The 13,929-nt window shown below is 40.1% G+C and carries 10 protein-coding genes and 2 tRNA genes; 4 read left to right on the top strand and 8 right to left on the bottom strand.

Annotation, left to right across the window (positions count from 1 at the left end; all coding sequences use genetic code 11):
* Window positions 1-64 precede the first annotated feature (64 nt).
* On the top strand, window positions 65-1,402 hold the full coding sequence (locus tag ACFQ1G_RS02905) for a capsule assembly Wzi family protein (protein WP_380736770.1): 1,338 nt from the start codon (window positions 65-67) through the stop codon (window positions 1,400-1,402).
* On the opposite strand, the gene ACFQ1G_RS02900 is transcribed toward ACFQ1G_RS02905, so the two are convergent.
* Window positions 1,403-3,049 carry an ABC1 kinase family protein gene (locus tag ACFQ1G_RS02900; protein ID WP_380736769.1) on the bottom strand — a complete coding sequence of 549 codons (1,647 nt, stop codon included), beginning with the start codon at window positions 3,047-3,049 and terminating at the stop codon, window positions 1,403-1,405.
* Between the two features lie 303 nt (window positions 3,050-3,352).
* On the opposite strand from ACFQ1G_RS02900, the gene ACFQ1G_RS02895 reads away from it, so the two are divergent.
* Window positions 3,353-3,437: transfer RNA gene (locus ACFQ1G_RS02895), tRNA-Ser, on the top strand.
* Window positions 3,438-3,462: 25 nt separating this feature from the next.
* A tRNA-Pro gene (locus ACFQ1G_RS02890) sits at window positions 3,463-3,537 on the top strand.
* A gap of 259 nt (window positions 3,538-3,796) precedes the next feature.
* Here the strand turns inward: ACFQ1G_RS02890 and ACFQ1G_RS02885 are convergent.
* From ACFQ1G_RS02885 to tsaD, 6 genes are read right to left on the bottom strand one after another with little or no spacing between them, the layout of a single operon-like run.
* Window positions 3,797-4,978: a class I SAM-dependent methyltransferase gene (locus ACFQ1G_RS02885; protein ID WP_380736768.1), complete on the bottom strand. Its 1,182-nt coding sequence runs from the start codon at window positions 4,976-4,978 to the stop codon at window positions 3,797-3,799.
* Between the two features lies 1 nt (window position 4,979).
* Window positions 4,980-6,068, bottom strand: a complete 1,089-nt coding sequence (locus tag ACFQ1G_RS02880; protein WP_380736767.1) for an AI-2E family transporter — start codon at window positions 6,066-6,068, stop codon at window positions 4,980-4,982.
* Between the two features lie 12 nt (window positions 6,069-6,080).
* Window positions 6,081-6,566 carry a TrmH family RNA methyltransferase gene (locus tag ACFQ1G_RS02875; protein WP_380736766.1) on the bottom strand — a complete coding sequence of 162 codons (486 nt, stop codon included), beginning with the start codon at window positions 6,564-6,566 and terminating at the stop codon, window positions 6,081-6,083.
* 35 nt (window positions 6,567-6,601) lie between these two features.
* The gene (locus tag ACFQ1G_RS02870) at window positions 6,602-7,246 is read right to left on the bottom strand and encodes a DUF4159 domain-containing protein (RefSeq protein ID WP_380736765.1); all 645 of its coding nucleotides are present in this window, start codon (window positions 7,244-7,246) and stop codon (window positions 6,602-6,604) included.
* 34 nt (window positions 7,247-7,280) lie between these two features.
* Window positions 7,281-7,994: a 16S rRNA (uracil(1498)-N(3))-methyltransferase gene (locus ACFQ1G_RS02865; RefSeq protein WP_380736764.1), complete on the bottom strand. Its 714-nt coding sequence runs from the start codon at window positions 7,992-7,994 to the stop codon at window positions 7,281-7,283.
* A gap of 4 nt (window positions 7,995-7,998) precedes the next feature.
* Window positions 7,999-9,021 carry a tRNA (adenosine(37)-N6)-threonylcarbamoyltransferase complex transferase subunit TsaD gene (tsaD, locus tag ACFQ1G_RS02860; RefSeq protein ID WP_380736763.1) on the bottom strand — a complete coding sequence of 341 codons (1,023 nt, stop codon included), beginning with the start codon at window positions 9,019-9,021 and terminating at the stop codon, window positions 7,999-8,001.
* A gap of 93 nt (window positions 9,022-9,114) precedes the next feature.
* On the opposite strand from tsaD, the gene ACFQ1G_RS02855 reads away from it, so the two are divergent.
* Window positions 9,115-13,521 carry a translocation/assembly module TamB domain-containing protein gene (locus ACFQ1G_RS02855; RefSeq protein WP_380736762.1) on the top strand — a complete coding sequence of 1,469 codons (4,407 nt, stop codon included), beginning with the start codon at window positions 9,115-9,117 and terminating at the stop codon, window positions 13,519-13,521.
* A gap of 24 nt (window positions 13,522-13,545) precedes the next feature.
* Here the strand turns inward: ACFQ1G_RS02855 and ACFQ1G_RS02850 are convergent, their stop codons facing one another.
* Window positions 13,546-13,926, bottom strand: a complete 381-nt coding sequence (locus tag ACFQ1G_RS02850) for a RidA family protein (protein ID WP_380736761.1) — start codon at window positions 13,924-13,926, stop codon at window positions 13,546-13,548.
* Window positions 13,927-13,929 lie beyond the last annotated feature (3 nt).

Below are 13,929 nucleotides of genomic sequence, written 5' to 3'. Positions count from 1 at the left end.
AATATATTATTCTATAACGGCTGTTAACCACTTTATTGCTCTAAATCTAACTATTTTAAACTCTATGAGGAGAATTTTACCCTGGCTTTTTTTGATACTCTTTCCGATTATGCATGCACAGAACATGGAATATTCGGCTGATATCAGTGTTCAGGGTGTGCATTTTTCCGAAGAATCATCGCCATTCTGGCTTTATAGCAACCAAAGAGGCCGTGTGGATCAAACCACCCATTTGAGCGGTTGGATCAATACTATTGCGAAATACAGCATTAATTCCAATAAATCTTTTACTGGGGGAATTGGTGGATTTTATCAGGATGGGTATGATGATAAATTTCAATTAGATGAATATTTCCTGAACTTCGAAAATGAGAAAATATCTGTCTTTATTGGGAAAATGCAGCGTGAAGAACTGTATTCAGGTTTAAGCGCAACCAATGAGAATATTTTATGGTCTTTGAATACCGGTCCTATGCCGGGAGTGGGGTTTAAGATTAAAAGACCTATTGTGCTATGGAAAGAAGGTGGTTTGGGATTTAAAGCCAGTTGGGAAGAATATTTATTAGATGAGGAACGCTACGTTGAGAACGTGAAGGTGCATCATAAGAGTTTTTACTTAGTTTTTAATAAGATAAGGAACTGGGAATTGATCGTGGGACTACAGCATTTTGCCCAGTGGGGAGGATCTTCTCCCGATTATGGACAATTGCCCCAGACATTTCATGACTACCTGAATGTTTTTGTGGGAAAAGAAGGCAGGGATGATGTGCAGGGACAGGAGGCTAACGCCCTTGGAAATCATCTGGGGAGTTATGAAGTATACTTGAATACTTCCTTTTCTCATTATGATGTAAAATTGATCTATAATACGCTCTTCGAAGATAATTCCGGAAGAGTTCTTGGCAATACCCCAGATGGTCGTTATGGTGTCTATATTGAAGATCAGGACGATGATTTCAAAATGGTGGAAGCATTCATGTATGAGTTCTATTATACGCGTGATCAAAGTAAGAATACTCCAACCGGAGATGGCAAGGATAATTATTTCAATAATAATCTATATAGGTCAGGGTGGACCTATCAAAAAAAGATCCTTGGAGCTCCGTTTTTTATGCTTGATGAAGATAGATTCAGAATTGAACATAACAGCATAAGGGTTCATCATATTGGTTTGAAAGGTACTTTAGCTTATATGTACCCTTATAAATTTCTATTAAGCTTCAGGGAGAATTATGGTGCTAAGGGCGGAACAGATAAACCCCAGGAACAGATTATTTCCACATTTTTGAACACTAAACTTTTAGAAGATGTAGTTGATGTGGACCTTCTTGTAGGAGTCGACATTGATTTAAATGAAACTTCAAATCTGGGAGTCGGGTTACGGGTGAGCAAACAATTTTGATCATTCGTCCTTGAAAAGGATCGTATAGCTCAAATAAACTCCACCAAACGCTGCAAGCAAAAAGAACAGGATGGCAAGGCCGGGATACCCAAAAATGGTAAACGAGGAAGGGATGCTCATTAGCATAGCGGCTCCTATTATCATGGAAGCTATGATAAGCCCTAATGTAATCCTATTGGCTACTTTCTGAAAACCATCTGTAAATCGTTTTTCATCAATCGCGTCGACAATCACCTTAAACTCATTGTTTGCAAGGTTTTCTGAGATCTTATTGAATCTTGAAGGCAAATGCTCCAATAGATTTTTTGATTCCAGTAATACACTAAAAAGCTCTTCAGGAGCCAATTCTTTGATCATCTTATTTTGAACGAGCTTATCCATATATTTCCTTACAGCCTCTTGCAGGTCGTATTCAGGGGCTAGAAAAGCGATTATCTGATCCATATTTAATAGTATCTTTCCGAGTATATTCACATCAACCGGTAGATAAATGCCATTTTTAGCGGCACTGCGGTTCATTTGAATAAGTAAACGCCCCGTTTGAAGGTCTTTGGCTGTACTATTGCGATTGTTTTCTACAATAACAGAGATGTCCTTCCGAAAAGCGCTTTCAGAAAAATCTTTTTGTTGCTCACTCATCTCCAGTAAAATATCAGCGATCTCTTCCCCGTCATTCTTACTTAATGCCAGCAATAAACGTAAAAGAAAATCCTGCATTTTATTTGAAAACTTTGCCACCATTCCAAGATCCATGAGCGCGATCTTATCATTTTCTAAAAGATGTATATTTCCCGGATGAGGATCTGCATGTACAAAACCATCAGACACAATTTGTTTTAAATAAGCATGTACCAATTCATCTACCAGGGGAGTATAATCGTTCTCTGTCTTTTTCAAAGGAGAAACCGAGGTGATCTTTTTACCTTTTACATACTCCATGGTTAGCACTTTAGAAGTCGTATAATCGGGAATAGGTTGTGGTACGATCAGGCGTCTGTATTCTTTCAAATTTGTTCCTAAAGTGACAAGATTACTCGCTTCTCTTAGGTAATCCAGTTCCTGGAGCATAATCCGTTTCAGTTCGGCGAAGACATCATCGAAACCGTATTGTTTCCCGATTTGGGTATGCTTTACGGCTAGCGCGGCTACTTCTTCCAGGGTTTTAAGGTCATCCAGAAATTTTTTTCTGATTCCCGGTCTTTGAACTTTCACGGCAACTTGTTTACCAGATCTTAATTCCGCTTTATGAACCTGTCCAATGGAAGCACTTGCAACAGGATCCTCATCAAAAGAATTAAAAGCCTTTGAAATTTTTGTTCCTATCTCGTATTCCACGATCTCTCTTACTTCTTCATAAGGAATAGGAGGGAGATCATCCTGCAGGCTTGCCAGGGCCTTTAAATAACGATCTGGTAAAAGATCGGGTCTTGTAGAGAGCAATTGGCCTAATTTGATGTAGGTTGGCCCCATTTGCTTTAGATCTTCCACCAATTCTTCAGGACTTTGATCGTATTCGGAAAATGAACTAACCGTTTCTTCATCCATCGCCTGCGAAGTAGTATCGTTCAAAAGATCACTGTTCCAATATTTAAGCATAAAGCTCAAAAATTTCTGATAGCGAACTAGATTCTCAGGTAGAAGGGACATAGTGGTTAGATTTAAGAATTACTTTCTAAGATAATTAATTCGTATTTATTCGCTTCGGAAAGCCCTGTTTTTTAAGGAATATTTTAGGAATTAATAGGATATCTGTAAAAGTTCAAATGTGCAGGGTTTTTTCCGAAGAAAACTAGGATCCTATGGTTATTCATTTTTTTTATTTTTCTAATGAACTGATGCAAAATATCTTGGCCGAAAGTGCAGGAAAAAACCTAAAAAAGGCTTGCATAGAACTATGAGATAGCATAGATTTGCAACCGCAAAATATTTGCAAGTTCATATATTTTTAAAGGAGAGTTGCCAGAGTGGTTAATGGAGCAGTTTGCTAAACTGTCGACGAGCAATTGTCGCGTGAGTTCGAATCTCACACTCTCCGCTAGCAAAACAACGATTGTTGTTTTCGGGGTGTAGCGTAGCCCGGTTATCGCGCCTGCTTTGGGAGCAGGAGGCCGCAGGTTCGAATCCTGCCACCCCGACTATTAAAATCCAATCACACAAAGTGGTTGGATTTTTTTCGTTTGGAGAAAATCGAAGTTTACTTCGGGATTCGAAACAAACAAAAAAGACAAAGGGCGAAGCCTGGTTGGATTTTGATGAGCAACATCAAAATCAGGATCACCGACCGCAGGGAGATATTCCTGCCACCCCGACCAATTAAAGCCCTTCACGAAAGTGAAGGGCTTTTTTTTTGATCCAGACCATATACTTGTTTCTAGTTTGAGTTAGAGATCGCGGTTAGTTTGATACCTTTTCACACATCAACAAGATCTTCTCGTCATTTAATGAAGTTGTGAAGAAAAGGTAATTTTCACCACCGTCCTTCAGTTTAAATTGTTTGCGTAAAGTGGCTACACTTTCGGGAAAATTCCTGGTGGCTATATGTGCTTTTTTGACTGTTAGTGCAGCCTTGATCCTTTTCTTTTTGAAAGGGATAGTTTCAATGATCTCAAATCGCCTTCCGGGATAATCTGTAATCTGAGAAGAAGTGTAAAGATGTGTATGGGGGTGTAATTTGAATAGGTCAAGTTCGCTAGCCAATTGGTCGTATAGCGCGCTCTTCATCAATGCGGCATTAGGTTCGTACAAAAACCTCAAAGGTTGACTCAAAGCCGGCTGAGTGGCTTTTTGAAGCCTGTTTTCATATACCTGATCCCCGCTTTTTCTGAAATTGATCGTTTTGATCTTTATTTCTTGGGAAGCATCCTTCTTTAAAATCCATAAAAGTTCCTTGACATCATTTTCTACGGCTACAACATGAATTTCCGCAATATTTTCCAACTCCCTTATCCCTGCTGTAATGTCGAGGAGAGGAGAGGTTTTAATGAGTATATTATCTGTGTTTTCCCAAAGCATGTTGAGATGTTCAGGAACATTGGGGAGACAATCGGACAAATGAAAAACACGGCCACCGGCGTCATCCCTTCTGGAAGGATCAATATAGATCCAGTCAAATTTTTCCGAAGAGTTCTTTATAAACTCAATTCCATTACCGCAAAAATTCTGAACATTTGGTCTTTCTAAAACCTCGAAATTATGAGACGCTATTTCTGAAAGTTCCTCATTGAGTTCACAATGCACTACCTTTTCAAAACGTTTCGAGAAAAAATAGGAATCAATTCCGAAGCCGCCGGTAACATCCACTATAGAGTTTCCGCTGATCAATGAAGCCTTGTAATCAGCTGTTTTTTCAGAAGAAGTCTGCTCAAGATTCAGCGTTGGAGAGTAAATGATCCCACGGGTATTAAACCAGGTGGGCAGTTTCTTTTCAACCTTCTTTTTTCCACTTAACTGGATACCGAGTTCCTGAGGAGTGACCTCTGGAAAAGGACTTCCTTTAAAAAGTATTTTTGAAATCTCCTCTTTGTAGTTCGTCTCCAGGAAATCCTGTACTTCTTTATGTAGAAGTGCTTTATTCAACTTAGAGATCCCTTGTTAAGCGTTTTACGATCTTGTATTCGCTCAACGATTCCTTGGCGATCACTTTTATGGCAGTATAGAACGGCACAGCCACGATCATTCCTGTGATTCCGGAAAGGAGACCTGCAGTTAGAATTACAAGGAAGATCTCTAATGGATGAGACCGAACGCTCGCACCGAATATTAATGGCTGGTTCACGAAATTATCGATCAACTGACAAATTATGTATCCAGACATCACATAGATGAGTTGCGGCAGGATAATGGTCTGAAAGTCTGCTCCTAGATTACTGGAGATAACAAAAAGAGAAACCAGGATTCCTGCGATTATTGGGCCCAGGTATGGAATAATGTTCAGGAATGCGCAAATGAATGCGATCGCTATGGGGTTGTCGATTTCAAAGATGGATAGCAGGATACTGTAAAGCACAAAGAGTACAGTGATTTGCAGCGTTAACCCGACGAAATAACGGGATAGCAGGACCTTAATTTTGTTGAAAACCCTTTGGAACTTATCTTCATGCCCCTGGTTCGCAAAAACCAGAATACTGTTCAGCATTAATTTGCTGTCCTTTAAGAAAAAGAAAGAGATAAAGATAATAGAGAAAACGGCAATCGCCGCTGCACCTAATATTCCGAAGAAGTGATTCAGATATCTTGGGATCGTGGTGATATCAAAGTTTCTGACAAATTCTGTTTGTTTGATACCTTCAATAATATCGATTTCTTCCACCCCCAGATAATTGTTGATCTGCGTGTTCAACTCATTTAGATCACGGGTAAAGGCATCCATATCTATTTGTCCAAGGTTTTTGCTTTGCTCTACAACGATAGGTATGAAGATGGTTATTAGTCCGATGAACATAAAGACCACTAACAAAAGTACAATTACCACTGCAATCTTATTCGGAATTTTCAAGCGATTGCGAAGGAAGATCACGACCGGGCGACCAATTAACGAGATAACTCCCGCGATTGCGATATAAATAAGAACCGATTGTATCTCATAAAGGAAATACAGCAAAAATGCTGTTCCCAATAAAATAGCAATAGCTCTTAAAATTCCGTAGGATAATTGTTTTTCGTTCACGAAGTAAATATATTAATTCTCAGCAATTGGTTGCAGGCTTTTTGTTATTTCAAAAAGGGCGATCCCTGTTGCCTGCGCCACATTCATACTGCTGTTCTTTCCAAACATGTTAATATGGAGTTTAAGATCTGAAATTTTCAAAACTTCTTCCTGTATTCCCGCATTTTCATTTCCTAGGATCAATGCGACCTTTTTAAAACCTGAATAACTAAGGCTGTTAATGGCTTTACTGCCGGAAGCAATTTCAAGGGAAAACAGTCGGTAATCTTCCTGAGTTAGTTGTTTGCAGGTTTCCAGAATATCTTCTTTATAATCGTGTGAAACAGAAGTTATGGTAGACCTGGCCGTTCTTTTTAACCGGTTACTCTCGAGGTCTGGGGGTGTAGGCCCGCAGAAAATGATTCTTTCCACATTGAAAGCATCGGCTAACCGAAAAATACTTCCAAGGTTTGCAGGACTCGTCACTGAATCCAGAACAAGGGTGAGGGGGAATTTCATTTCTTTAAAACCTGAATTATCGTGGGTGGACTGTATCAATTTTCGAATGCGTATTTAATGATGTTTGCTCCCATTTGAAGCGCTTTTAATCGTACTTCCAGGGGGTCGTTATGTACCTGTTCATTTTCCCATCCGTCTCCCAGATCGCTTTCATAAGTGTATAAGCACACCAACCGGCCGTTCTCAAAAATTCCAAATGCCTGTGGTCTTTGACCGTCATGTTCATGTATCTTGGGCAATCCTTTAGGGAAAGAATATTCGGCTTTAAAAATTGGATGGGAGGGGGGGAGTTCGGTTAATTCTTTTTCCGGAAAAACCTTTTTCAGTTCTCGCCGAATGAATTGATCCATTCCGTAATTGTCATCAATATGAAGAAAACCGCCGCTTAAGAGATATCTCCGCAGATTTTCGGCATCATCCTCGTTAAAAAAGACATTCCCGTGACCTGTCATATGAACGAACGGAAACTGGAAAATATCAATGCTTCCCGGTTCAACCACTTCTGGTTTTGTTTCTATTGAAGTTGAAATGTTTTCATTGCAAAAGACGATGAGATTTGGTAGGGCTGTAGGGTTTCCATACCAATCGCCGCCGCCCTTGTACTTAAGAACAGCGATTTCCTGGCTTGTTGCTGACAAGGAGAAAAGAGATAGAAGTAAGAATAAAAAGACCCTATTCATTTGCTAAAAATAAGAAATTAAAAGCCGTTTTGTTTTATTCGCTTTCATTTATAAGGGCTGCGGTGTGGCAAGCGACAATCGCTGCGGTTTCTGTCCGTAGGCGGCTATGGCCTAAACTTACCGGCTCCCATCCTTTTTCTTTAGCCAGATTGATTTCTTCGGAAGAAAAATCACCTTCGGGACCAATCAAGATGGTAGCTTGAGATTTACTCTCCAATCTTTTTGAAAGCAAATTCTTGTGGGCATCATCTTCACAATGAGCAATGAATTTTTGCCCCAAATGATCTTTTTCAAGAAACTCTTTAAAACTAAGAGGCTCATTCAGCACAGGAAACCTGGTGTGTAAAGATTGTTTCAGGGCGCTTTGCAATACCCTTTCAAATCGATTCAATTTAACCACCTTGCGTTCACTGTGATCGCAAATTACAGGGGTGATTTCCTGAACCCCAATTTCAGTTGCTTTCTCTAGGAACCACTCAAAACGATCGTTCATTTTGGTTGGAGCCACCGCCATGTGCAGGAAATAAGGGGCAGGTTCCTCTTTTTCCGAACTAAGTATCCTTGCGACACAACTGTTTGGTCCGGCTGATATCAACTCGGTAACAAACATCCACCCTTTACCATTAGTAAGATGAAGTTGATCACCTTCCTTCTTCCGAAGCACCTTAAAGATATGCTTGCTTTCCTCTCTTGGGAATACTACTTCCTTGTCTCCTTCGGAAACTTCCGGATGATAGAACAGTTGCATAGAATTACATTTTTATTCGTGCTTTCGCGGTGATTCCCATGTCTGCAAAATCTCCCGAAATGTATTTGTAATGCCCGGCAATGGCGATCATGGCGGCATTATCTGTGGTGTATTCAAACTTCGGAATAAAAGTTTTCCACTGGTATTTTTTCTCCGCCTCTTTAAGAGTTTGACGAATTCCGCTGTTTGCTGAAACTCCACCGCCAATAGCGATTTGCCTGATTCCCGTCTTTTTAACGGCCTTTTTCAGCTTATCCATTAAAATTTCAATAATGGTATGTTGGATGGAAGCGCAGATGTCTTCCAGATTCTCATTAATGAACTCCGGATTATTCTTTAATTCCTTCTGAATAAAATAGAGGATAGAAGTTTTTAAACCGCTGAAACTAAAATCAAGATCTCCCACTTTAGGTTTCGGAAATTGAAAAGCCTTGGGATTACCTTTTTGAGCATTCTTATCGATCAATGGTCCGCCCGGGTAAGGAAGTCCGAGTATTTTTGCGCTTTTATCAAAAGCTTCTCCTACCGCATCGTCAAGCGTTTGTCCGATAACTTCCATCTCAAAATAGTCGGAAACCTTTACAATTTGAGTGTGCCCACCACTTATTGTCAGGGCTAAAAATGGAAATTCAGGTTTGTCGAAGCCTTCTTCATCAATAAAATGTGCGAGAATATGGGCCTGCATATGATTGACATCCAGTAAGGGAATATTTAATCCCAGGGCCAAAGATTTAGCAAATGAAGTTCCTACCAAAAGTGAACCCATAAGTCCGGGACCTCGGGTAAAAGCGATAGCGGAAAGATCATTTTTAGTGATATTAGCCTGATTAAGAGCCTCATGTATCACGGGCACAATGTTTTGTTGATGCGCCCTGGAAGCTAATTCTGGTACCACTCCGCCATACTTTTTATGGATCTCCTGGGTGGCAACCACGTTAGATAAAATTTCGCCGTTACATAAAACAGCTGCGGCCGTATCATCACAGGAAGATTCAATGCCGAGAATATATATTTTTTGTGAAGCCATCTTTATGATTTAGGCCTGAAATTTGTTAATATTGTTCGCAAAGTTATAACATAAAAACCTATCAAAAAATTCTGGAAAATACTTGGTAAAACAGTGCTTGCATTGTTGCTGCTATTTATCATTTTACTGATAGTATTTTCTATTCCTGCTGTCCAGACTTCAGTAGCCCGAAAAATCACTAACTCCCTTAGGGAATCCAAGGATGTAGACATCACGATTGGGAAGGTAGGGATCACCTATGGAGGAAAGCTGGACCTAAGAGATGTACTTATAAGGGATCATCACGAAGATACTCTTATTTACTCCCAGCAAGTCGCTACATCGCTTACCAGCTTTAGAAGTTTGCTCAATAATAATCCTACTTTAGGATCTACCAACGCACGAAATCTTCAATTTTATTTAAAGATCTATGAAGGAGAAGACCGAGATAACTTAAATATCTTCCTTAATAAACTAAAGTCAGAAAAAAAGAAGGAAGCAGGATCCTTCTTATTGACTATCGATGATCTTGAAGTGCTGGGGGGCAAATTTAGTTATGTAAATGAGAATGCCTCAAATCCTGAATTTGTAATTATTGATAATTTAAATCTTAATGCCAGTAATTTCCTTCTGGAGAATTCTGATATCTATGTAGACATAAGGAAACTTTCAGGTCTTGAAAAAAGAGGATTGGAAATAGACTTTTTAAGTACTGACTTCTCTTATACAAAGGAAAATATGGTTTTGGACAACCTGGAACTAAGAACTCCGGAGTCTGAGGTCAGTATGAATATAATTTTCGATACCAGTAAAGGTTTTTCTGATTTTGCCAACTCGGTACCGGTTACAGCCAATTTTAAATTGGCACGGGTTTCTACTAACGATCTTCAGCCTTTTTACTCTGAATTTGGATCTGATCAAAAAATTGAATTTTCTACTGAGCTTAAAGGCCGCCTGAATGAATTTACCCTTTCAGATCTAGAAATGGAAGGTTTGGATCGCACCAGGCTAAATGGCGAACTAACTATTGAAAATTCCATGCCGGGGGCAGAGGGCAGGTTTTCCCTTCACGCTGATCTTGATGAACTTGCTACAAATTATTATGACCTCATAAATCTGTTGCCTGGGCTATTAAGAGAGAAATTACCAAGTGAACTACAGGAATTTGGTAATGTTCAAATACGTGGAGATGTTTTGCTTTCAGCCGATCTTTTAAATGTGAAAGCTGATCTTTTTTCGCAGTTAGGCACGGCTGATGTTGATTTGGAGATGACCAATTATTCTGAAACCTCAGGAGCAAGTTATAAAGGAAAACTGGTAGCTAATAATTTTAACCTCGGAAAATTATTCAATTCTCCGTCTTTCGGTACTACTTCCTTTGATATCAATTTTAACGGGAAAGGGTTGACTCGTGAAAGCCTTAATACCGAGGTTCGTGGAAGTGTATCAAAACTGGTATATAAAGATTACGCGTATAATAATTTGAAATTAAGAGGTACGCTGAAAGCACCTGTTTTCAATGGAAATTTCATTTCACTGGATCCTAACCTTAGAATGGAGTTCAACGGGTTAGCAGATTTTTCAAGGGAAACCTACCTTTATGATTTTGAAGCCTCGGTGGGATATGCCGACCTGAATGCCTTGAATTTGGTGCAGCGTGACAGCACGGCCATTTTTATGGGTGATGTGATCATGAACATGAAAGGAAGTAACCTGAACAATGTAGCAGGAACTATCCTTCTTTTGAATACTTCATATAAAAATGAAGGTGACTCTTATGTTTTCAGAGATCTAAAAGTAACTTCTTCTTTTGACGGGCCCGTAAGAACAATTGAAGTTGTTTCTCCTGATGTCATAAATGGTAGCGTGGAAGGTGTATTTGATATTAAAGAAGTTCCGGCATTGGTAGAAAATGCGGTAGGAAGCCTGTACACCAATTATCGCCCTAACAAGATCACGACAAATCAGTATCTGTCATTCGATTTTGACATTTATAACAAGATAGTGGAAGTTTTCTTTCCTGAAATCACGCTTGCGCCAAATACCCGAATTCGGGGAAGCGTGGAATCTGATGAATCTGAGTTCAGGCTTGCTTTCAAATCGCCAGAGATCAAGGCATTCAAAAACCTTTTTAAAGAGGTCAATATTCAGGTGGATAATTCCAACCCGCTTTTTAATACGTTCGTAGAGATCGATAGTGTGTCAACCGGATTTTATAGCGTCTCAGATTTCAACCTGATCAACGTAACTCTCAACGATACCTTGTTCATAAGATCTGAATTCCGTGGAGGGCCTAAGAATGACGATGAGTTTAATTTGAACATGTACCACACGATCAATGAGAATAATAATTCTGTGGTAGGTTTACAAAAATCAGATATCAAGTTCAAGGAAAGTACCTGGCACTTAAATGAGGCGAACAACAGGTCCAATCGTGTGATCTTTGATAAAGGCTTCCAAAATGTACGTGTTGATTCATTAGTATTAAGCCACCAGGAAGAAGAAATAAGACTTACAGGGGAAATGAGAGATTCCACTTATAAGGATTTTAAAATGCAGTTTGAGAATGTGGATCTGTATAAGATCACTCCGGATATCGACAAACTGGCCATGGGAGGTATCGTCAACGGGAATCTGAATCTTCTTCAGCAAAAAGGGGCTTATTATCCTAATACTTCGCTTACTATTCGGGATCTGGTGATCAACGACACTCCGCTTGGGAACCTGAATCTTGACGTAATGGGGAATAAGGATCTGAGTTTTTATAACGTAAATACAACGTTGAGAAATAAAGGCCTTGAATCCTTGTCGGCTATTGGTGAGATCGTGGTCGAAAAAAATGCTTCAGAGATCGATCTGGAGGTTAGTCTCCGGAATTTTGACATGTCTGCTTTCAGTCCAATAGGGGGTGAAGTGATCACAAATATTCGCGGTTTGGTTTCCGGGAACGCCGATGTTACCGGAAATTACAAAAACCCTGATATTTCAGGTCGTTTACGCTTGAAAAAAGCAGGATTAAGCATTCCTTATTTAAAGGTGGATTACGCTTTTGAAGAAGATGCGGTTGTCAATCTCACCGAACAGCAGTTTAATTTCGACGATATAGAACTGACTGATACAAAATATGGCACAAAAGGAAACCTGGACGGCGTTATTTCTCATCAGAACTTTCAAAAATGGATCTTAGGTCTTAATATTTCTACTAACCGTTTGCTTGTTCTTGATACCGAGCAAGATGAAGACGCACTTTACTACGGAACCGCTTTTATGGGCGGTAACGCTTCTATTTACGGGCCAACTTCAGAACTGGTAATTGATGTGGTTGGTACAACCGGCCGGGGAACGGTATTTAAAATTCCAATTTCAGACACCGAAGCGATCGGGGATAATTCATTTATTCACTTTTTAAGCCCGGAAGAAAAAGCTGCGAGACTGGCCGGTCAGGAAATTGAACTTCAGGAAGTAAAAGGTCTGGAACTTAATTTTGACCTGGATGTTACAAGTGATGCCCTGGTGGAAATTGACGTTGACGGAAGTATCCTTCGGGGAAGGGGAGCAGGTACATTATTGATCGAGATCAATACCCTTGGGAAATTCAATATGTGGGGTGACTTTATCGCCAACTCAGGAGAATATATCTTTAATTATGGAGCCCTTCAGAAGCGATTCGCGGTAAGACCCGGTGGAAGTATAAACTGGAGTGGAAGCCCTGCGCAGGCAGATCTTGATATGAGCGCTGTGTATGAGGCCCATGCTAACCCGGCAATCATTCTTGATAATCCAGGTGTAAGCCGAAGAATCCCTGTAGATGTTGTAATCAATCTTGAAGGGGAATTAGTGCAACCCGATATTTCTTTTGATCTGGAGTACCCGAATGTTACATCAGCGGTGCGTTCTGAACTAGAGTATAAGATCGGAACTTCCGGAAATACCGAAGCTCAGGCTTTCTCATTATTGGCGTTAGGCCAATTCTATACCCCCGATGTATTTGGCGGGAATGCGGGAAGCGCCTTGCTGGGAGGAGTTTTCCAGAGCGCGTCATCAGGACTGTTTAGTAGTTTATTGGGTGATGAAAGTGGCGTCTTTGAAGTAGGACTGAACTATGAGCAAGGTTCGAGAACCCCTGAACAATCCACAGCCGACCGATTCGGTGTTACATTATCAACCCAGATCAGTGAACGTGTACTCATAAACGGCCAGGTGGGAGTTCCGGTTGGAGGAGTCACGGAAACTGTAATTGTAGGGAATATTGAGATTGAATTTTTATTGAACGAAGAGGGAAATCTTCGGGCGAAGATCTTCAACAGAGAGAACAACATTCAGTATATAGGCGAGGAGCTTGGCTTTACGCAAGGAGTTGGATTATCTTACCAGGTGGATTTTGATACCTTCAAAGAATTGATCAGAAAGATAACGGATAAGCAGGTTTCGGTCTCGGCAAGGGAAGACGAAAAAGAAAAAGAAGAGCCAGTAGAGAATCTGGCTCCAGATTATATCAGGTTCCCCGGAGAGGATAATTAAGCTTCAAAAAAAGTTTTCAGAAAACTATTTTACAGCGATCATACTGATCTCCACATTCACGAATTTTGGAAGATTGGCAACTTCTACAGTTTCTCTTGCAGGAGCAGTCGCCTCATCAAAGTACTTTGAATAAACAGCGTTGATCTCGCTAAAGTTGTTCATATCACTGATGAAAATGGAGGATTTAATGACATTTTCAAAGTCCATTTCCGCAGCTTCCAAAACAGCTTTTAGATTTCGCATAACTTGCTCGGTCTCTTCCTGGATGCTTGACATTTCAAGCTCTCCGTTCACAGGATTTATAGCGATCTGCCCCGAGGTATATAAAGTGTTTCCGGTGAGTACAGCCTGGCTGTATGGACCAATAGGGGCAGGGGCGTTGTCTGTTTGTATGATCTTTTTCATAGC

It is taken from the genome of Salinimicrobium gaetbulicola (assembly GCF_042676025.1).
Taxonomy (GTDB): domain Bacteria; phylum Bacteroidota; class Bacteroidia; order Flavobacteriales; family Flavobacteriaceae; genus Salinimicrobium; species Salinimicrobium gaetbulicola.
Note: the sequence above shows the minus strand (reverse complement) of the source record. Positions and strands in the feature narration are given on the sequence as shown.